19 protein-coding genes are annotated in these 19,361 nt (G+C 66.2%); 11 read left to right on the top strand and 8 right to left on the bottom strand.

Annotation, left to right across the window (positions count from 1 at the left end):
* Position 1: 1 nt before the first annotated feature.
* Genes ACFSGJ_RS11150 through ACFSGJ_RS11125 form a run of 6 tightly spaced genes read right to left on the bottom strand, consistent with a single transcriptional unit; the run spans position 2 to position 7,572 of the window.
* On the bottom strand, positions 2-1,096 hold the full coding sequence (locus ACFSGJ_RS11150) for a CgeB family protein (protein WP_390261539.1): 1,095 nt from the start codon (positions 1,094-1,096) through the stop codon (positions 2-4).
* Positions 1,093-2,196: a CgeB family protein gene (locus ACFSGJ_RS11145; protein ID WP_390261537.1), complete on the bottom strand. Its 1,104-nt coding sequence runs from the start codon at positions 2,194-2,196 to the stop codon at positions 1,093-1,095. Before ACFSGJ_RS11145 ends, ACFSGJ_RS11150 begins: the two co-directional genes overlap by 4 nt.
* Entirely contained in the window at positions 2,193-3,296 is a 1,104-nt protein-coding gene (locus ACFSGJ_RS11140; RefSeq protein WP_390261535.1) for a CgeB family protein, read from the bottom strand. The genes ACFSGJ_RS11145 and ACFSGJ_RS11140 overlap by 4 nt, the downstream gene beginning before the upstream one ends.
* Before the next feature lie 3 nt (positions 3,297-3,299).
* Complete coding sequence (locus tag ACFSGJ_RS11135; protein WP_390261533.1) at positions 3,300-4,427, bottom strand: glycosyltransferase family 4 protein; 1,128 nt, start codon at positions 4,425-4,427, stop codon at positions 3,300-3,302.
* Positions 4,424-6,454 (bottom strand): NAD-dependent epimerase/dehydratase family protein, encoded by a 2,031-nt coding sequence (locus ACFSGJ_RS11130; protein ID WP_390261531.1) that lies wholly within the window; start codon positions 6,452-6,454, stop codon positions 4,424-4,426. Before ACFSGJ_RS11130 ends, ACFSGJ_RS11135 begins: the two co-directional genes overlap by 4 nt.
* Positions 6,451-7,572 carry an NAD-dependent epimerase/dehydratase family protein gene (locus tag ACFSGJ_RS11125; RefSeq protein WP_390261529.1) on the bottom strand — a complete coding sequence of 374 codons (1,122 nt, stop codon included), beginning with the start codon at positions 7,570-7,572 and terminating at the stop codon, positions 6,451-6,453. The genes ACFSGJ_RS11130 and ACFSGJ_RS11125 overlap by 4 nt, the downstream gene beginning before the upstream one ends.
* Before the next feature lie 344 nt (positions 7,573-7,916).
* On the opposite strand from ACFSGJ_RS11125, the gene ACFSGJ_RS11120 reads away from it, so the two are divergent.
* From ACFSGJ_RS11120 to ACFSGJ_RS11095, 6 genes are all read left to right on the top strand, one after another.
* Positions 7,917-8,924, top strand: a complete 1,008-nt coding sequence (locus ACFSGJ_RS11120) for an MDR/zinc-dependent alcohol dehydrogenase-like family protein (RefSeq protein WP_390261527.1) — start codon at positions 7,917-7,919, stop codon at positions 8,922-8,924.
* Positions 8,921-9,970, top strand: coding sequence for a Gfo/Idh/MocA family protein (locus ACFSGJ_RS11115; protein WP_390261525.1), 1,050 nt, complete (start codon positions 8,921-8,923; stop codon positions 9,968-9,970). Before ACFSGJ_RS11120 ends, ACFSGJ_RS11115 begins: the two co-directional genes overlap by 4 nt.
* A 23-nt stretch (positions 9,971-9,993) precedes the next feature.
* Complete coding sequence (locus ACFSGJ_RS11110; RefSeq protein WP_390261523.1) at positions 9,994-10,179, top strand: hypothetical protein; 186 nt, start codon at positions 9,994-9,996, stop codon at positions 10,177-10,179.
* A 163-nt stretch (positions 10,180-10,342) separates the two neighbouring features.
* Positions 10,343-11,743 carry a cytochrome ubiquinol oxidase subunit I gene (locus ACFSGJ_RS11105; RefSeq protein ID WP_390261521.1) on the top strand — a complete coding sequence of 467 codons (1,401 nt, stop codon included), beginning with the start codon at positions 10,343-10,345 and terminating at the stop codon, positions 11,741-11,743.
* A complete protein-coding gene (gene cydB / locus ACFSGJ_RS11100; protein ID WP_465262131.1) occupies positions 11,743-12,747 on the top strand; it encodes a cytochrome d ubiquinol oxidase subunit II in 1,005 nt (334 codons plus the stop codon). Before ACFSGJ_RS11105 ends, cydB begins: the two co-directional genes overlap by 1 nt.
* Entirely contained in the window at positions 12,747-12,872 is a 126-nt protein-coding gene (locus ACFSGJ_RS11095) for a DUF2474 family protein (protein ID WP_390261520.1), read from the top strand. Before cydB ends, ACFSGJ_RS11095 begins: the two co-directional genes overlap by 1 nt.
* Before the next feature lie 166 nt (positions 12,873-13,038).
* On the opposite strand, the gene ACFSGJ_RS11090 is transcribed toward ACFSGJ_RS11095, so the two are convergent.
* Positions 13,039-13,539 (bottom strand): sigma-70 family RNA polymerase sigma factor, encoded by a 501-nt coding sequence (locus ACFSGJ_RS11090; protein WP_390261518.1) that lies wholly within the window; start codon positions 13,537-13,539, stop codon positions 13,039-13,041.
* A gap of 140 nt (positions 13,540-13,679) precedes the next feature.
* Here ACFSGJ_RS11090 and ACFSGJ_RS11085 point away from each other — a divergent pair, with 140 nt between their 5' ends.
* The 5 genes from ACFSGJ_RS11085 to ACFSGJ_RS11065 all read left to right on the top strand — a co-directional run bounded on the left by ACFSGJ_RS11085 (position 13,680) and on the right by ACFSGJ_RS11065 (position 17,720).
* The gene (locus ACFSGJ_RS11085; protein WP_390261516.1) at positions 13,680-13,904 is read left to right on the top strand and encodes a hypothetical protein; all 225 of its coding nucleotides are present in this window, start codon (positions 13,680-13,682) and stop codon (positions 13,902-13,904) included.
* A gap of 332 nt (positions 13,905-14,236) precedes the next feature.
* Positions 14,237-15,064: a manganese catalase family protein gene (locus ACFSGJ_RS11080; protein WP_390261514.1), complete on the top strand. Its 828-nt coding sequence runs from the start codon at positions 14,237-14,239 to the stop codon at positions 15,062-15,064.
* Entirely contained in the window at positions 15,064-15,432 is a 369-nt protein-coding gene (locus tag ACFSGJ_RS11075; RefSeq protein ID WP_390261512.1) for an HIRAN domain-containing protein, read from the top strand. Before ACFSGJ_RS11080 ends, ACFSGJ_RS11075 begins: the two co-directional genes overlap by 1 nt.
* A 22-nt stretch (positions 15,433-15,454) precedes the next feature.
* Entirely contained in the window at positions 15,455-16,780 is a 1,326-nt protein-coding gene (locus ACFSGJ_RS11070; RefSeq protein WP_390261510.1) for an NAD(P)/FAD-dependent oxidoreductase, read from the top strand.
* Between the two features lie 64 nt (positions 16,781-16,844).
* Complete coding sequence (locus ACFSGJ_RS11065) at positions 16,845-17,720, top strand: SDR family oxidoreductase (RefSeq protein ID WP_390261508.1); 876 nt, start codon at positions 16,845-16,847, stop codon at positions 17,718-17,720.
* A 17-nt stretch (positions 17,721-17,737) separates the two neighbouring features.
* Here ACFSGJ_RS11065 and ACFSGJ_RS11060 read toward each other — a convergent pair whose 3' ends face one another.
* The gene (locus tag ACFSGJ_RS11060) at positions 17,738-19,318 is read right to left on the bottom strand and encodes a sensor histidine kinase (protein WP_390261506.1); all 1,581 of its coding nucleotides are present in this window, start codon (positions 19,316-19,318) and stop codon (positions 17,738-17,740) included.
* Positions 19,319-19,361: the final 43 nt, after the last annotated feature.

Here is a 19,361-nt window from a genome sequence, read left to right as displayed (position 1 = left end):
CTCATGCTCCTCCCGCTGAATGCAGTTTCGGTAGGGCGGGCGTCAGCGCGGCAAGCATCTGCCGCGCGCGCGCCGCGCCTGTATGCTGGTCCCGGATGATCGCTTCGGCCCGGTCTGCGATCCGCTGCCGTTGCGCCTCGTCCATCGTGGTCAGGAACCGGATCACGTCGTCCGTTTCCCTGGCGATCAGAACCGCCTCATCCTCTGGCAAAAGGCTGTCGAGCCCGCGCCAATGGTCGCTGATGATCGGGGTGCCGCAGGCGGCCGCCTCGAATAGCCGCACACTGGGCGACCAGCCCGCCGCCACCATATCGGCACGCGTGACATTGAGCGTGAAGCGCTGGCTGCGGTAGAACGCCGGATGATCGGCGGGCGGCAGATGGGCGATCCGTTCGACATTCGCTGGCCAGTCGATGCCGTCCGGATATTGCGACCCGGCGACGACGAACCGCATTTCCGGCAACTGCCGCGCGGGCTCCAGAAGCAGCGCCTCCAGCTTGGGCTGGCGGTCGTCGCTATAGGTGCCGAGATAACCCATATCCCACCGCGGCGTCCCGGACCCGTCGCGGCGGTAGTGATCCGCATCGACCGAGCAATAGAGCGCCTCGGCCCGCCCTGCCCCGTATTCGCGTTCCAACCGGTCCAGAACCTCGCCGCCCGCAAAGGAGAAATAGATGTCGAAGACCGGCACCTGCCGCCGCGCGAGCCATGTCTCATCCCCGCCGCGCAGCAGCTGCATGGTGACGGGCGTGTCGATGTCGTAAAAACAAAGCTGCCGGGGCCGGAGCGCCGCCACCGCGTCGATCACCGCCTGCCCTTCGGGCACATAGGACCCGATGACAACGCTTCCCGCGCTGCGCATCGTCTCTGCATGGTCCCGGATCAGCCCCTCGACACTGTCGTAAAGCGCGAGGTCGCAGAAATCGGGCGCGGCAAGATCACGGTTCCCGGCATACCAGGGGACGTCGCGTTCGAGGAACAGCACGCGCTGCCCCGCCCCGTGCAGCCCGCGCAACAGCGCACGGTAGGTCGTCGCATGGCCGTTCCCCCAGGAAGACGACAGCGACAGGCCGACAAAGACAAGATCGTAGGTCATGGCGCGACCCCCTGCAGGATGGCAGGCCCGGGCGCATGGCGGCGAAAGAGCGTATCGGCCTCGGCGGCGCGCTGATCATAGCTGTGATCCCTGCGCACCCGCGCCAGGGCGCGCTGGCCGATCTGCCGGGCCTCTTCGGGCGTGATGGCGGCAAGATGGTCCACGACATCCTGCCCGTCGCGCGCCACGAGGATTTCCTCACCGGGTTTGAAGAAAAGCTCGATCCCTTCCCAATAATCGGTGATCAGGCAGGCGCCTGCGCCGGCGGCCTCGAACACCCGGGTCGCGGGGGAAAAGCCGACCGCCGCCATGCTGTCGCGCGCGATGTTCAGCACCATGCGGGGGCTGCAGTTGAAGGCGTTGTGATCGGCCGTTCGGACATGACCCAAAAGGCGCAGGTTGTCAGGCAGGCCCGCGTCATCCCATCCCGACCCGCCGAGCAGAAAGCGCATCTGAGGCAGGTGGCGCGCGGGGGCGAAAAGGAACTGCTGCACCCGCGCCTCCCGGTCCGGAAGGCGGTTCCCGAGAAAGGCCAGATCGGCCGCAAACCGCGGGTCCGGCGACACCGGAAAATGCGTCGAGGTGTCGAGCGCGTTATAGACCGGCACGCAGGCGCGCGCGCCGAGTGTCCGGTAGGCCGCGACGACCGGATCGCCCCCGCCATAGGTCAGCACCAGATCGAGATCCGCCAGCACCTGCCGCAGCGGGTGGCCCGGGTTGTCCCGCAATTCGGCCAGTGTCGCGGGCGCATCGACGTCCCAGAAGATGCGCAACGCGCCGGGGCGGGCCGCAGCCATGACCTCGGCCAGCAGGCGGTCGTCCTCATAGCCCACGCCGCTTGCCTTGATGACGATCCCGGCCTGCGCGGCCTCGGCGGCAGCTGCCCGCAGGCCCTCGGGCGTCGCTGCATAGACGACGACGCGGCACCAGTCAGGCGGGTCGATATCGCGATGCTTCTGTCGGTCAAAGGCGTCGGGTTCGTAAAACGTAATGTCATAGCCACGGGCGGCCAAGGCCCGCAGGATGCCCCGGTAGTAGGTCGCCGCCCCGTTCCAGTAGGACGAAAGCAGACTGGAGCCGTAGAACGCGATGCTCGTCATGCGATTGCCTCTGCCGTTGCGCCGACCTCCGCAAGGATCGCCAGAAGCTCCTCGACGCGGTGGCGGCAGGTGTGCCGGGCCCGGATCGTTGCCAGCCCGCGTTCGGCCTGTTCGGCCCGCGCCGCCGGATCGGCAAGCAGATCGGACAGGTGGCGCTCCATCTCTTCTCCGTTCCGCGCTGTCAGGTAGTCGCTTGGGCGAAACAGCCCTTCCGCGTCGAGCCAAGGAGCGCTGACAAGCGGGATGCCGCAGGCAAGCGCCTCGAACACGCGGATCGTGGGGATGCCCGGCAAAGCCTGAACATAAGGGCGGCGGGGTACATGAACGGTGACGCGATGGCGGGCAAAAACCTCTGGCACGCGCGTATTCGCGACCGATCCGGCATAGTCGATCCCCGCGTCCGTCAGCGCCGCCAGCGCCGCGTCTGGATAGCGCACGCCGTGCACCCGCGACGACAACCGCAGCCGCCGCGCGGGCCCGATCAGGAATTCATGCAGTTCGGCGCTGCGTTCGTCATCGCCCCAGTTGCCGATCCAGACCAGATCGCATTCCGGCTCCTGATCCGGCAGGGGGTGGAAAAGGCTGTCATCCGCCGCCTCGTGCCAGGTAAAGACCCGCGTCCCCCAGCCCGCAGCAAGATAGCGTTCGCGCAGCGTCTCGCCAAAGGCCAGTACCGCGTCATAGCCGTCCAGATCGAGCCCGCCGATCTCACCCTCGGCCGTGACCGCCCGGTGATGCGTGTCGTGAAAGAGCAGCGTGAACCGCCCCCCGGCGGCGCGCGCCCGCCCGATACGCGCCACCAGCGCCGGATCGGTCCATTCGTGGACAACCACCACATCGGCCCCGGCAAGCGCTGCCTCATGGTCGAATTCCGGGCCGTGGATATCGCTGGTCAGTTCGGGATAGGCCCGGGCGAATTCGTCGATGGCTACAGTGCCGCGGTCGCGGATCAGGTTTTCGCGGCTCCAGGAGTCATGGGGCTCCAGCGCGCGCACGGCATGACCGCGCCGCACCAGATCGCGCATCACCCCCCGCAGGAAATGGGCGTTGCCGTGGTTCCAGTCGGACCGGAGCGAATGGGTGTAGAAGAGAAATCGCATTGGTCAGCGCCCCCCCGCCGGCGCGGTCGTCGCGCAGAGATCGCCGTAAAGGCGCAGCATCGCCTCGACCTGCCGTTCGGGGCGGTATTCTGCCGAACGCAGCCGCGCCGCCTGACCCAGCGTCGCACGGCGTTCGGGCGCGGCGATCAGACCGTTGACAACTTCGGCCAGGGCGTTGGCATCCTGCGGTGGAAAGAACCGCGCGGCGCCGTCCCAAAGCTCCCGGTAGGTGGGGATATCGGCAAGGACCAGCGGCAGCCCGTTCCGCGCGGCCTCCAGAACGGCAAGGCCGAAAGGTTCATAGCGAGAGGGCGAAACGAAGATGCCCGCGCGCGACATCAGGCCGATGGTTTCGGCATATCCGAGTTCGCCCCGGTGATCGGCATGCCGGATGTCGAACCCCTCGCCCCGCGGCGACCGGGCGGCCCCGGCCATCACAAGCGGCCAGTCAAGCTGCGGCGCGCTTTCATCGAGAACACGCCCGTTCTTGCCCTCGTCCCACCAGCGGCCGGCGGCGAGAACAAAGGGCTCCGCCGTCGTCTGCCGCTCCGTCAGGCGCGAGGCGTTGGGGACGATACGCAGGCCCCTGATCGGGCCGTAACAGGTCTCGATCAGTGCCGCATGGCTGTTCGAAGGCGCCACAACCGCATCCGCCGCGGCAAAGCCCAGGGCATTCCGCCGCGCCTGCCAGTCCCAGCTGCGCGGGATGCCGGTTTCGCGCACCGCCGCGAACCAGCTTACGACGCAGGAATGGGACACCGTGACGACCGGCTGCGGCACCGAAAGCCCCGCCGCCTGCGACGGCAGGTTGAGGTGCAGCAGATCCACCCGATGCAGGTCCGCAAGCCGTGAAACAAGATCCGGCACCGCATCAAGCCCCGCCTCCTCATCCAGCATCCAGTCGAGCGGGGCGGCGCACCATTCGACGCAGCCCAAGGCGGCAGCCTCTTGCCGCTGTGCCGCCGTGGGTTCGGGGCCGAAGCCCACAAAGACCACGTTCATGCCCGCGGCCCGCAGCCCCGCGGCCAGATCCATCGCATAGCGCCAGACACCGCCCACCGCGTCGACGGTCATCAGGATTTTCTTGCCGGCCATGTCATGGCTGCGGCGGAACGAGGTGGTGATGTTCATGCGTTGACACGCCTCTTTTCAAAAAGGGGGGCGGAGGGGGCGACCCGGTGATCCAGCAACCACCGCGACAACTGGCGCAGCCCCTCGCGCCAGCCGGTCTCGGCCCGCCATCCGGTTTCGGCCTGCAGACGCCGCGTATCGGCCACGAAGTAAAGCTGATCGCCCGGGCGCCAGTCGCCGTGCCGGACCTCCAGCGGGCGACCGGTCAGCCGCTCGATTTCGCGCAGGACGGCCAGCAGGCTCACGGCATTGGCCGCGCCGCCGCCAAGGTTGAAGACGCGGTGCCCCAGCCCCTCGGCCCGGTCGTGAAGCATGCGGTAGGCGCGCACGGCGTCGTCCACATGCAGGACGTCACGCACCTGCCGCCCGTCGCCATAGATCGAGATCGCCTCGCCGCGCAGCGCCCGGATCAGGAAATGTGCCACCCAGCCCTGATCCTCGGTCCCGAACTGGCGCGGGCCATAGACGCAGCTCATGCGCAGGACGGCGGCGGGCAGATTCCGGCTGCGGGCGTAATCGAGCACATACTGATCCGCCACGCCCTTGGAACAGCCATAGGGTGTGCAGAAATCGAGCGGCCGGGCCTCTGACACGCCGTGATCGCGGGTTTCCGGATCGACGGGGATGTAGCGGTCGTTCGATCCGGCCATCTCCAGATCTTCCAGCGCGCCATAAACCTTGTTGGTGCTGGCAAAGAGGACCGGAATGGCGCGACCCGTCGCGCGCACCGCCTCCAGCACGTTCAGCGTGCCCCGGGCGTTGATCTCGAAATCATCGACCGGCTGATCGAAGCTTGTCGTGACCGCCGTTTGCCCGGCGAGGTGAAACACCGCCGCCGCATCCCGCGTGACGGCGGAAAGGGTCGGTTCATCCCGCAGGTCGGCAAGCGCCACGTGAACCCGCGCCCCATGCCGCTCCCGGAGCCAGTGGAGGTTTTCGTCGACCCCCGGACGGCTGAGGTTGTCGAGCACGATGACCTCTTGCCCGTCCGACAGAAAGCTTTCGGCAAGGTTCGAGCCGATGAACCCGCTGCCGCCCGTGATGACCACGGGGCGCACCGCGGCCGAAAGCTGGGGCACGGCCAGCCGCGTCGCGTCGCGCAGCCGCGACAAGCCGCCCTGCATCAGAAGCCGCGCCAGCAGCTTGGGCCGGTTGTTGGCCTCGACCGCGCCAAGATGGTAGTGGCGCGGATCGAACCACAGCCCTTCCTGCACCGCCACGTCGGGCGCAAGATCGCGCCACCCGTACCAGTACATCCGGTCGGCCGGGACCTGCAGCGCCGAGATGAAACGGCGGGCCTGCTCCATCTCGTCGCGGCGCCAGGTGGAATAGCCGGTCTCGGTGATCCAGAGCTGCGACGCGGGATTGTGCCTGTCGAGGATCGCGCGCATCTCGCCGAGATGAAGATCCCAGCCACCCCAGGTCGCCTCTTCGCTGTCCCAGGTGCCGGGGAAACCGTGAAAGCCCACGGCGGCGCATTGGGCCAGAATGCCGCGTTCGCCCATCATGTTCAGCCAGAGCGGATCGAAGGGACAGGGCCCGCCCAGCACGGGTTTCCAGCCGCGATGCCCGATCCAATGTGCGGCGCCACCGATCATCTCGGAAAAGAGGTCGAAGTTCGGATCGGCCCGCCAGTCATAGTCGAGCAGGTTGTTGGGCTCGTTCCAAAGCTCCACATGTTCGAAATGACGCCCGTAGCGCGTCAGCATGTGGTCGATGAAATCCGCATAGGCTTTCAGGTCATGCGGCGCGCCGTTGCATTTACCGTTTCGCGACATCGAAGGCGGCGTGTAATGCACACAAGGCAGCAGATCGAAAGCCCCGCCCAGCCGGGGGATCAGCCAGTCGAACCACTCCTCGCCACCCGGCGCAAGGTATTCGGCCCAGGAGAGATGCGTGCGCAGATAGGTCGCGCCCGAGGCGACAAGATCGGGCAGGATTTCCTCGGTCCGTTCATATTCCCCGGGGCGGAACCATTCGACGAACCCGTATTTTGTGGCAGGCTGTGACCGGGACCGGTCGCTCATGATACGAGCCCCCGTTCTTCGAGCTGGCGTTTCATCTCGGCGCCCCGATCGACCGAGGATGCCCCCGCAACCCAGGTCACGAAGTCGTCCAGCGCGTTTTCCAGCCGGAAAAGCGGGGCAAAGCCCAGCAGCCGTTCCGCCTTGCCGATATCGGCAAAGCAGTTGCGGATATCGCCCGACCGCGCCTTGTGCAGGATTTCGGGGTTCAGCACTTCGGGCGCGAGTCCGGCCCGCGCCATCTCGGTCGCCAGCAGCCGCGCCACCTCGGCAATGGAATAGGCGTTGCCCGAGCCGATATTGATGACCGCGCCCGCCGCCTCGGGCCGTTCCAGCGCAAGACGGAAGGCCCGCGCCACATCGCGCACATGCACGAAATCGCGGCGCTGTTCGCCATCCTCGAAAATCATCGGCGACTGCCCGTTCGCGAGACGCGAGGCGAAATTCGCCAGCACCCCGGTATAGGGGTTTGACAGCGCCTGCCCCGCCCCGAACACGTTGAAAAGGCGCAGCGCGACCGCGTCGACGCCATAGGCCTCGCCCCAGATCAGGACGGCGCGTTCCTGGAAATACTTGGTCAGCGCATAGATCGAGGCGAGATCGACCGGCTTCGTTTCATCGGTCGCGACGGCAGACAGGGGTGCGCCATCCGGGCCGACCGGTTCCCACTGCCCCGCCTTGACGTCGGCCGCGCGCCTGCGCACGTCGCCCAGACGCGTTCCCTCCGGCGTCTGGTAATAGCCTTCGCCATAAACGCTCATGGATGACGCAACCACGATCCGGGTGATCGGCAGCCCCGCCATCGCCTCCAGAAGCACCGCTGTGCCGAGATCGTTGCCCCCGACATACCGGGCGATTTCATACATCGACTGGCCCACGCCGACCTCGGCCGCAAGGTGGATGACGTTGTCCACGTCCTTCAGCGCGCGCCGCACGAGGTCGCTGTCGCGCAGATCGCCGCGGATCACCTGCGCGCCTTCGGGCACGACGGCATCGGCCCCCTCATGAACCTGTTCCACAAATGAATCGAGAAGGCGGACATCGTGGCCATGGGCCAGCAGGTCTTCAGCCACATACCGGCCGATGAAGCCGCAGCCGCCAGTGACGAGAGTTCTTGGCATGGGTGTTCCCTGTCAGGTTGACTTGAAGCAGATGAACCCCGAACCGCGACCGGGTGGGAATGTTCCAGCTTTCCCCGACAGATGGGCGGAGGATGCGCGGAAGCCCGCCCGGACCGGCGGGGAAAGGACGGGGCAAAGGCTCTTCTTCCACTTCTTCCGGAACCTTGGCGGAGGCCCGCGGTTGGTGAGGCAGCAAGCGGCGCGCCGAAGGCCAGCCGGGTAACCGGGGCCGCGCGTCCGGGCAGGGCGCAGACCAGACGCAGAGGGGCAAGATCGATCCGTGAAGACCAATGCCCCGGCCCGCCCTGCCCGGGCAAAATAAGCCGAGCGACAAGAAACGAAGCATGAACCACCGAGGCGAGACAGTGCGCGATACCACCCATGACATCCTGACGATGCCGGCCGCGATCCTGACCGGCCCCGGCGAAACCCTCGTGATCGAGGCGCCGCTTCCCGTTCCCGGACCGGGCGAGGTTCGCGTGCGGCTGGAAGGCTGCGGCGTCTGCGCCTCCAACCTCGGCCCATGGGCGGGCCCGGAGTGGATGGAGTTTCCCACCAGACCCGGCGCGCTGGGGCATGAAGGCTGGGGGATAGTCGACAGTCTGGGCGCGGGTGTCGAAGGGCTGGCCACGGGGCAGCGGGTCGTGGTCCTCTCTCAGAACGCCTATGCGCGCTATGACGTGGCCCCGGCCTCGGCGGTGGTGCCGCTGCCGCCCGCGCTCGACGGGCGACCCTTTCCGGGCGAACCGCTGGGCTGTGCGATGAACATCTTTCACCGCGCGAATATCCGCGCCGGCGAAACGGTCGCGATCATCGGCATAGGGTTCCTGGGCGCGCTTCTGGTGCAGCTTGCGAAAGCCGCGGGCGCGCGGGTGATCGCCATTTCCCGCCGCGACAGCACCCGCCGTCTGGCCGAGGAGATGGGCGCGGATGTCACGATCCCGATGGCCGATCACTGGGAGATCATCGAGGAAACCCGCGCCCTGACCGGCGGCACCTTTTGCGACTGCGTGATCGAATGCGTGGGCAAGCAGTGGCCGCTGGATCTCGCCGCCGAACTGGTACGCGAACGCGGGCGGCTGGTGGTGGCGGGGTATCACCAGGACGGGCCGCGGCAGGTGAACATGCAGCTCTGGAACTGGCGCGGGATGGACGTGATCAACGCCCATGAACGGGACCCGGCGATCTATGTGCAGGGGATGCGCGAAGCGGTCGCGGCGGTGGCCGAGGGGCGGCTGAACCCCGATCCGCTTTATTCGCGGTCCTACCCGCTGTCGCGCCTCGATCAGGCGCTGGACGATACGCGGGACAAGCCGGGCGCCTTCATCAAGGCATGGATCAGGTTCGAATGAGCGGGCGGCCCAGGCTCGCCTTTCTCGGCCTCGGCTGGATCGGCCGGCACCGGCTGGAGGCCATCCACCATGCGGGCCGCGCCGGGATCGCGATGCTCTGCGATCCCTCGACCGACGCGGTGGCGAGCGCATCTGCCCTTGTCCCGGCCGCCATGACCGGCACCACGATGGACGACATACTTGCGCGCGCGGATGATCTGGACGGGGTGGTCATCGCCTCGCCAAGCGCGCTGCACGCGAGCCAGTCGATTGCAGCGCTGGAGGCAGGGCTCGCGGTCTTTTGCCAGAAGCCGCTGGGGCGGAACGCCCCCGAGACGCGCGCGGTGGTCGCGGCGGCACGGGCGGCGGACCGGCTGCTGGCGGTCGATCTCTCCTATCGGCATACGGCGGCGATGCAGGCGATCCGGCCCCTGCTGCAACAGGGCGACCTGGGCGAGATCTTTGCGGTCGACCTGACGTTTCACAACGCCTACGGGCCCGACAAGCCGTGGTTCTATGACGCGCGGCTTTCGGGCGGTGGATGCGTCATCGACCTGGGCGTGCATCTTGTGGACCTCGCGCTCTGGTGTCTGGACGGGCAGCGCGTGACGGGTGTGACGGCGCAACTGTTCGCGGGGGGCCGCCCCCTGCCCCATCGGACCGGCGACGATGCGGCGGCGGTCGAGGATTTCGCGGCTGTGACGCTGACGCTGGAAAAGGGCACGGTCGTCCGGCTGGCCTGTTCATGGAAGCTGCCTGCGGGCCGCGACGCGGTGATCGGCGCCGCGTTCTACGGAACCGGGGGCGGGGCGGCGATGCGCAACCTGGGCGGGTCGTTCTACGACTTTACCGCCGAGCGTTTTGACGGCACAGCGGCGCAGGCGCTCGCCTCGCCGCCGGATGACTGGGGCGGGCGCGCTGCGACGGACTGGGCGGCCCGGCTTGCCGATGGTGCGGGGTTCGACCCGGATTGCGAACGGCTCGTGACGCTGGCCGAGGTGCTTGACCGGATCTACGCCGGGGGTGTCGATGTCCGGGAACAAGCCCGGCCGGGGACGGTTGACTGAGCCTTTTTGGAAGGAGCAGACCCATGTCCAGCAAGATGCCCCCCGTCCCCCCGAAGAACCAAAGCGACAAGGGCCCGGGCGACAGCAAGACGGCCCCCGGCGACCTGACGCCCGCGATCGATGAGCGTGACCGCAACACGGAAGAACAGGGCCGTCAGGGCAACATCAAGCAGAACACGACGAACAAGGGTCATCAGCAGGGGCGCTGACCCGACGCGGGCGGGGCGCGGGCGCCGGCCCCTCCGGCCACAACCTGCGGCATCGCGTCCTGCGACAGCAAGAAACTGGATTTCAGGGTTCCCTGCCCCATAATCACATCTGCGGGAACACGTCCCGGCCCCCGGGCCGGGGACCAGATGCGGGGATGGGCCGATGTTTGAAAGTTTTGATGCGCTGTTACTGGCGAGGATTCAGTTCGCCTTTACCGTGTCCTTCCACATCATCTTTCCGGCCTTCACCATCGGGCTTGCCAGCTATCTTGCCGTGCTCGAAGGGCTGTGGCTCTGGACCAGGCGGCAGGTCTATCTCGATATCTTCAACTTCTGGAAAACGATCTTCGCCCTCTGCTTCGGGATGGGGGTCGTCTCGGGCATCGTGATGTCCTACCAGTTCGGCACCAACTGGTCGGTCTTTTCGGACAGGGCCGGGCCGGTGATCGGCCCCCTGATGGGGTACGAGGTGCTTTCGGCCTTTTTCCTTGAGGCCGGGTTCCTCGGCATCATGCTCTTTGGCCTGAACCGGGTCGGCAAGGGGCTCCATTTCTTCGCGACGATCATGGTGGCGATCGGCACGCTGGGCTCGGCCTTCTGGATTCTCAGCGTGAATTCCTGGATGCAGACACCCGCCGGGTTTTCCATCAACGAGGTCGGCCAGTTCGTCCCGGAGAACTGGTGGGCCATCGTCTTCAACCCCTCCTTCCCCTACCGGCTGCTGCATATGGTGCTGGCCGCCTATCTGACCACGGCGCTCGTGGTCGGCGCAGTGGCCGCCTGGCACCTGCTGCGCGGGCGGGCGCAGGAACGTGCGGGCATCATGTTCTCCATGGCGATGTGGATGCTGACGATCGTCGCGCCGCTGCAGGTGCTTGCGGGCGACCTGCACGGGCTCAACACGCTGGAACACCAGCCGGTCAAGGTCATGGCGATGGAGGGGCATTACGAAAGCCATCCCGACGGTGCGCCGCTGATCCTCTTTGGCCTGCCCAACAGCGAGACGCAGACCGTCGATTACGCGATCCAGATCCCCAAGCTGTCGAGCCTGATCCTGCTGCATGATCTGAACGCGCCGCTCGACGGGCTCGACACGATCCCCGAGGAACTTCACCCGCCGGTGGCCATCGTCTTCTGGTCCTTCCGCATCATGGTCACGATCGGCATGACCATGGTGGCCCTGGGGCTATGGAGCCTCTGGGCCCGGCGGCGCGGGACGTTCTACACCAATCGCGGGCTGCAACGGCTTGCGCTCTGGATGGGGCCGATGGGCTTTGTCGCGGTGCTGGCGGGCTGGGTCACGACCGAGGTGGGGCGCCAGCCCTACACCGTCTACGGCCATCTTCTGACGGCTGACAGCGTGTCGCCCATCGCGGCCCCGGCCGTGGGGGCCTCGCTCCTTGCCTTCATCGTGATCTATTTCACGATCTTCGGCGCGGGGACGTTTTACATCCTGCGGCTGATGGGGCGCCTTCCCGATGACGATATCGAGGATGACATCGAGGACAATCCGATCCGCACCGCCGGCATCACCCCCGGACCGGCCCAGAAGGAGGCTTTCTGATGGAACTCGACCTGCCGCTCATCTGGGCCGGGATCATCGCCTTTGCGGTTCTCGCCTATGTCATCCTCGACGGGTTCGACCTGGGCGTCGGCATCCTCTTTCCGCTCTTTCCCGAAAAGCATGACCGCGACGTGATGATGAACTCCATCGCGCCGGTCTGGGACGGCAACGAAACCTGGCTGGTGCTGGGCGGGGGCGGGCTCCTTGCGGTCTTTCCGCTCGCCTATGCGACGATCCTGCCCGCGCTTTACGCGCCGATCATCGTGATGCTGCTCGCGCTCATATTCCGGGGGGTCGCGTTCGAATATCGCTGGCGCACCAAACGGGCCGAGCATCTGTGGAACTATTCCTTCATCGGCGGCTCGACGCTTGCGGCCTTTGCACAAGGCATCACGCTGGGCGCGCTGGTGCAGGGCATCGAGGTCGAGAACCGCGCCTACGCGGGCGGCTGGTGGGACTGGCTCACGCCGTTTTCGCTGCTGACGGGGGTCGCGCTGGTGGTGGGCTACGCGCTTCTGGGGGCGACATGGCTGGTCATGAAGACCTCGGGGCGGCTTGCCATCAAGGCGCGGCGGATTGCGCTGCGGATGACGGTCGCCACCATCGTGATGATGGGGCTCGTCAGTCTCTGGACGCCGTTCCTCGACCGGCTTTATCTGGAACGCTGGTTCGGCTTTCCGAACATCCTCTACAGCGGACTTGTCCCCGTCGGCGTCGCAGGCTGTTTCTATCTGCTGCTGCGCGGGCTTCTGAAACGCCGCGACGTGCTGCCGTTCCTTTCGGCGCTCGGCCTCTTCGTGCTGGGCTTCATCGGCATCGGCATCAGCTTTTTCCCCTATATCGTTCCCACCTCGGTCACGATCCACGAAGCAGCCGCCCCGGACTCGAGCCTGATGTTCCTGCTCGTCGGTGCGGTTTTCCTCGTGCCGATGATCCTTGCCTACACGGCCTATGCCTATTGGGTCTTCCGGGGCAAGATGAACCCCGATGAAGGGTATCATTGATGCCCCGACCCGCAATGCACAGCCCGTTCTGGCGGCGCCTCGCGTGGTTCGTCCTTCTATGGGCGGCGGGGCTCGGGGCGCTGTCGGTCGTCGCCTACGGGATCAGGCTGATGCTGGGGGTGTGACCGGCGACAGGCGGGGATTGCGACGACAGCGGTTGTCGCGGAGTCCAGCCATCCCCCGCGCGCAGCGCGGCGCCGCCCAACGGGATGAGCCGCGCCGGCGGCGAAGACGGGCGGGAGTGTCCCCTCGCCCTTTTGAGCCTGCGTCGGTCTTGTTCAGGCTCGTGCCTCAGTGGACCGTTTCGCCCAGTTCGGCCATCAACATGCTGCGCGCCCGGTTGATGCGGCTCTTGATCGTGCCGATCCGGCAGCCGCAGATCTCGGCGGCCTTCTCGTAACTCTCGCCCAGCATCACGACGAGGATCAGCGTCTCGCGGTAATGGGCCGGCAGCCGGGCCACGGCATCCATCAGCTCGCCCCCGCGCAAGGACCATTCCTGCGTCGGCGCCACGGAAACACCGTCGGCCACGCATTCCGCCATGCCAGTCTTTTCCCGCGCCCGCACCTTGACCCGGGAATAAAAGGTGTTCCGCATGATCGTGAACAGCCAGGCCCGCAACTGCGTCCCCGGCTCGAACTTCTCGATGTTGGAAAGCGCCTTGAGCAGAGTATCCTGAACCAGATCGTCAGCCTCGGCGCTGTCGCGGCAAAGGCTCCAGGCAAAGGCGCGCAATGCTGGGATCAAGGCTACGACATCCGTGGTGACGGAGCCCGCTGACTCTGCACTCATACACTCATATCCTTTGAATTGTAGAAAGGCGCGCTTTCGTATAACGAAGGGTGAAGGATGTGGTTCCGTGGCCCGGGGGGCCGCGACCAAAAATTTGGCAGATCAGGCGCCTTGTCAGGGGCGGCAGGAAGAACGACGACATGACCGAAGAAGACTATTCCGCCGCCTCATCCTCGGGTACCCGTCCCGATCTGCCCACACAGGATGTCGATGCACCCGATCCGGCACTGGAAAAGCTGATCCTCGGTCTGTCGGACGCCCTTGGCAACGCTCCGATCCCGCCCCATCTCCGGCATCTGGCGCAACGACTGGAGCGTGCGCTGGCGGACCGTCTGGGAACGGATGGCGGGGACCCGTCGAACTGAGGCGCCCGCCTCAGGCCCCCATCGCAAGAAGTCGCACGGCTGTCACGGCAATCGCACAGGCCGCGAGTATCCATAGCTTGTCGCGTAATCCGGATGTCATCGGCATTCCTCCGGCGGCATGAACCTGCCGCTTGGCTGGGGACACATCATCGGGATGCAGGAAGGGGCTGCACCCGGATAACCGCGGAAGGCGCGGCTGGTTCCAGCGGGAGGTGAATTCCGCCTCTCGACCAAGCGCATTCCCGCCGTGCGCGCAGATGCCCGAAATATCTGCGGAACATCGCCTGCCGCGGCCTGTTGGGGGCACATCGCAAACCCCAGGAGGCCCGCCGATGTTCTATGTCGATCCCAACCTTCAGCATCCCGTCCGCGTCGAAACCCCCGATCCGCTGTTCGCACGCGCCCTGCAACAGGCGATCGGCGGCGTCGAGGGTGAGATCCGCGTCGCCATGCAGTATTTCTTTCAGGCCTGCGGGGCGCGCGGAAACGACGCCCGCTACCGGCAGCTTCTGATGAACACCGCCGCCGAAGAGCTCGGCCATATCGAGATGCTCGCGACCGCCGTGGCTCTCAACCTCGAAGGCGCGCCGCTCTCGCTGCAGGAAGAGGCCGCGGCCGATCCGGTTGGCGGCGCGGTGCTGGGGGGCATCAACCTCAAGAACCTGCTCTCGACCGGGCTGGCCGCCATGCCCGTCGACAGCGACGGTGTGCCCTTCGACATGTCCCACATCTATGCAAGCGGGAACCTGGCGGCTGACATGATGGCGAACGCCACGGCGGAATCCTCGGGCCGGGTTCTCGCGGTGCGGCTTTACAACATGACCACCGATCCCGGGATGCGCGACATGCTGTCCTTCCTGATCGCGCGGGACGCCATGCATCAGAACCAGTGGCTCGCCGTGATCGAGGAACTGGGTGGGATGCCCAATGTCTTTCCCATTCCCAACAGCTTTCCGCAGGATCAGGAGAAGACCGAATTTTCCTATGCCTTCCTCGGCTTCCAGCGGGACGGGTCGGAACCCGTGCAGGGCCGTTGGTCGGAAGGTGAATCCCTTGACGGCAAAGGCACGTTCGAGCCCCGCCACATGGAACCGCTGGGCGAAGAACCGGCGCTTGACCCCGCACGTCCCGAAAGCGGCGCCCAGACCGAGCAGATGTGATGGACCGGCGCAGGTTCATCGCGTCCGGCGTTGTCGCGGCCCCCGTCCTTGGGGCGGGGCCGCTTTACGCGGGGTCCGGTGGGGCAAGGGGGCGGCAGGACACTGTCGCCCTTTTATCCACCAGGATCGTCAATCGGGACCGGTTTTCCGCCACGCCATTGCCCCAGGTCGGGACGCGCCTTGCGCTGAGGCGCGAGGCCGGAGACTATGACCCGAGGCGCATCTCGGTCCTGACACCAGAGGGCGCCACCATCGGCTATCTGCCGCCGGTGCAGGTGGGGGTTCTGGCCGCGCTTATGGATGCGGGGGCAAGCGCCTATGCGACCCTGACCGCCCGCGGCGTCGATCTTTGGCTGGAACCCGTCTGATCCCAATGCGTTGGGCCATGACATGAAGCCCGATCCCATCGCCGAACCCGCGCTTTCCCTCAGGGCGACCGTCGTCATTGTTGGCGGCGGGTTCGGTGGACTTGCCTGTGCCCGCGCGCTCGGGAACAGCGATGCCGATGTCATCCTGATCGACAAGCGCAATCACAACCTCTTTCAGCCGCTGCTTTATCAGGTTGCGACCGCGGCGCTTTCCCCGGCCGATATCTCCGAACCGATCCGCAGGACCTTGGGCCGCTACCCCAACATCCGCGTCCTGCTGGGTGAGGTGACAGGGGTCGATGCCGATGCGGGGGCGGTGCTTCTGGAAAGCGGGATGCGGGTCAGCTACGACCACCTCGTGATCGCGACGGGGTCGGAATACAATTATTTCGGCAATGATGACTGGCGCACCTGGGCACCGGGCCTCAAGACGGTGCATGAGGCCCGGCTGATCCGTCAGCGCCTGCTGCTCGCCTATGAGCGGGCCGAGCTTTCGGGCAACCCGGTCGAGAAGCGCGCCCTGCTGACCACGGTCGTGATCGGCGGCGGCCCGACCGGGGTCGAGATGGCGGGCGCGGTCCATGAGCTGGGCCGCTACATGATCGAAAGGGATTTTCGGAGCCTCCGGGCCGAGGATCTGCGCGTTTTGCTGATCGAGGCCGGGCCGCGCATCCTGAACGGTTTTCCGGATCATCTGGCGGATTACGCCGCCGATTATCTGCGCAACATCGGTGTCGAAATCCGGCTGGGCGACCCCGTGCAAAAGATCGCGTCGGATCATGTGGTGGTTGGCAGCGAACGGATCGAGACCGGCTGCGTCATCTGGGGGGCCGGGGTCAAGGCGACGCCCGCCGCGCGCTGGCTGGGGGTGGAACCCGGGCCGGGCGGCCGCATCCCCGTCGCACCGGATCTGTCGTTGCCCGGCCGGCCCGAGATTTTCGTGATCGGCGATTGCGCGCTTGCCAAGGATGACGCGGGCGAGCCGTTACCGGGTCTTGCGCAGGTCGCCAAGCAACAGGGCCGGCATCTGGGCCGCGCCCTTCGCCGCAAGCTGGAGCAGGGGACCGCCCTGCCCCCCTTCCGCTTTCACAACCGGGGCAACACGGCGGTCGTGGGCCGCAATGCCGCGGTCTTCGACTTTGGCCGCTGGCAGATGAAGGGGCGGCTTGCCTGGTATCTCTGGGCGATCGTGCATGTCTGGCTGCTCGTGAACTTCGAAAAGCGCATCCTTGTCAGCCTGCAATGGATCTGGCGCTACGTCACCCGGCAGCGGGGGGCGCGGCTGATCGACGAATCCGCGCCCGAGGTGCCCGCCACCACCGCGCGAAGCGAGACAAGCAACGTCTGAACCGGGAACATCGGCTGCGCGCGCGCGGTTGGGTTGGCGATACGTCATAACCAAGGACATGGACATGACCGAGCAGCAGACGCTTCCGCAGACCCCCGAACCGCCCTTTGACGAGCAGAAACAACCCATGCCCGGCACTACCGCCCGCATGGACCCGGTGCCCGATCATGGCGAGCAGAGCTACAAGGGTTCGGGAAAGCTGGCGGGAATGAAGGCGATCATCACCGGCGGCGACAGCGGCATCGGGCGGGCGGTGGCCATCGCCTATGCGCGGGAGGGGGCGGATATCCTGATCTCCTACCTCTCGGAAACCGAAGATGCCGAGGAAACCGCGCGCTGGGTGCGCGAGGCGGGGCAAAAGGCGGTGCTGGTTTCCGGCGATATTCAGGACCCCGCCCATTGCCGCGCCATCGTCGACCGGGCCGTCGCGGACCTCGGCGGGGTGGACATCCTTGTCAACAACGCGGCGCATCAGGCGACCTTTGACGACATCACCGAAATCCCGGATGAGGAGTGGGAGGTGACCTTCCGCACCAACATCCACGCGATGTTCTACCTGACCAAGGCCGCCGTACCGCATATGAAGCCGGGCTCGTCGATCATCAACACAAGCTCGATCAATGCCGACAAGCCGAACCCCGGGCTGCTCGCCTATGCGACGACCAAGGGCGCGATCCAGAACTTTACCGCAGGGCTGGCGCAGATGCTGGCGGAAAAGGGGATCCGGGCGAATTCCGTCGCCCCCGGGCCGATCTGGACGCCGCTGATCCCGGCCACCCTGCCGGCGGACTCGGTGGCGAATTTCGGCAAGCAGGTTCCGATGCAGAGGCCGGGCCAGCCGGCAGAACTCGCCACGGCCTATGTCATGCTGGCCGATCCGCTGTCAGGCTATACCTCGGGCACGATGATCGCCGTGACGGGGGGGATGCCGATCATCTAGACCCTGAGCGCCGTCATCTAAAGCGGGGGCGGCGCCGCCTTTTCCGGGTCGGAGAGCGGGAACCAGAGCCGATAGCAGGTCCCGTTTTCCGATACCCGCTCCATCCTCCCACCGATCTGAACCGAGAACGCCTCGATGATCTGCAGGCCGGACCGCCGTGCGGGCAGATTGGAAAACCCGTTGCCGTTGTCGCGGATTTCCAGAAATCCGTTCTGACCCTCGCGCCGGAGCAGGATGGCGATATCGCCACCCTGTCGGCCGGCGAAGGCGTGCTTGATCGAGTTGGTGAGGATCTCGACCGCCGCCAGCGCAAGCGGCGTCGCCCGTGCCGCGTCGATCATGATCCCTTCTTCCAGATCGATCGAAAGGCCGACGCCCGCCTCGGCCGGGATGATCGCACCGCTCCGCGCGACCTTTTCAAGCAGCGCGCCCAGATCGACATGTCCCGCATCCCCCGTCCGGTAGAGCAGATCGTGGACATCGGAAATCGCGTGAATGCGCAGGCGCAGTTCATGCCCGTCCACGCCCCCCTTGCGCATCTGAGTTCCGATCATCGCCTCGACCAGCGCGAGGTTGTTTTTGACGCGATGGTTGATCTCCTGCATCATCTGCGCCCGCTGATCGGCAAGCGTTTCGGCCGCGGCGCGGCGCTTGGCTTCCTCTTCGGCAAGAAAACGCGCCGCAAGGCTGCGACGGGCAAAGCCCACCATGACCGAGGTAAAGAACGCAAGCGTCGCCAGAAGCGCCCAGACCGGCGTAACCCGCGTGAGCCAGCGCGCCCGGATCTGCGCCTTGGGAACGCCGAAAGTGGCATAAACCGGCAAGTTTCCCAATTGGGTAAAGGCATAGGTACGAAAAACGCCGTCAGATGCGGCTACCGCATCGAACAGGCCCCGGCTCGCTTGTGCGATGGCAAGGCGTGCCGGCGCGTCCTCTCCCAACATCATGGGAACCGACGGAATATGGCGGACCAGCAACTTGCCGTCGCGCCGTATCAGGGAGGCCGCCTGCCCGTCGACCCCGGCCGTCACCCCGCTGAGGAAATCCCGGATCGCGCTGACCGCCACGCCGGACACGATCACGCCGCTCATCCCCTCGGTCACGAAGGGCGAGGCGATCACCAGCGCGTCCTGGCCGCTCGGCTCAAGCAACAGCCGGTCGAGGAAAAGCTCATCTCCCGCGGCAATCGCATCCATGTAGGCGCGCGGCCCGAAACGATAGTCGACCGGAAAACTCCGGCTGGAGGCGACCATATTGCCGTCGAACGCCACCACGGCCATACCTTCGGTGACGGTCTGCGAGGCCTCGATCTCGGTCAGGAAACTGTGGAATTCCTCCGAGCGAAGGAAATCCTCCCCCTCGGTCAGGGCGCGCGCCACGGCGGCATGATGCAGGATCGTCTGGGTTTCGATCAGGCGCTGGGTGTACTGGCGGACAAGCTCGACATTCTCGGTCGCTTCCTTCCGCGCGTCGCGGTTTTCTTCCCACCAGGTCACAAGACCCCAGATCAGTGCACCGACCAGGCAAAGCAGGATACTGCCATAGCGGAGCGCGGAAAGCGCAGAGGGACCATTCGGGCCAAAAGGGCGTCCGTCCACTCCGTTCCTCCCGCTTTCGCCGCGACATACGGCTTCTTACCTT

This window comes from Halodurantibacterium flavum (assembly GCF_042681825.1).
Taxonomy (GTDB): Bacteria; Pseudomonadota; Alphaproteobacteria; order Rhodobacterales; family Rhodobacteraceae; genus Halodurantibacterium; species Halodurantibacterium flavum.
The sequence above is the reverse complement of the archived record's forward strand: the minus strand, read 5'-3'. Positions and strand labels throughout refer to the sequence as shown.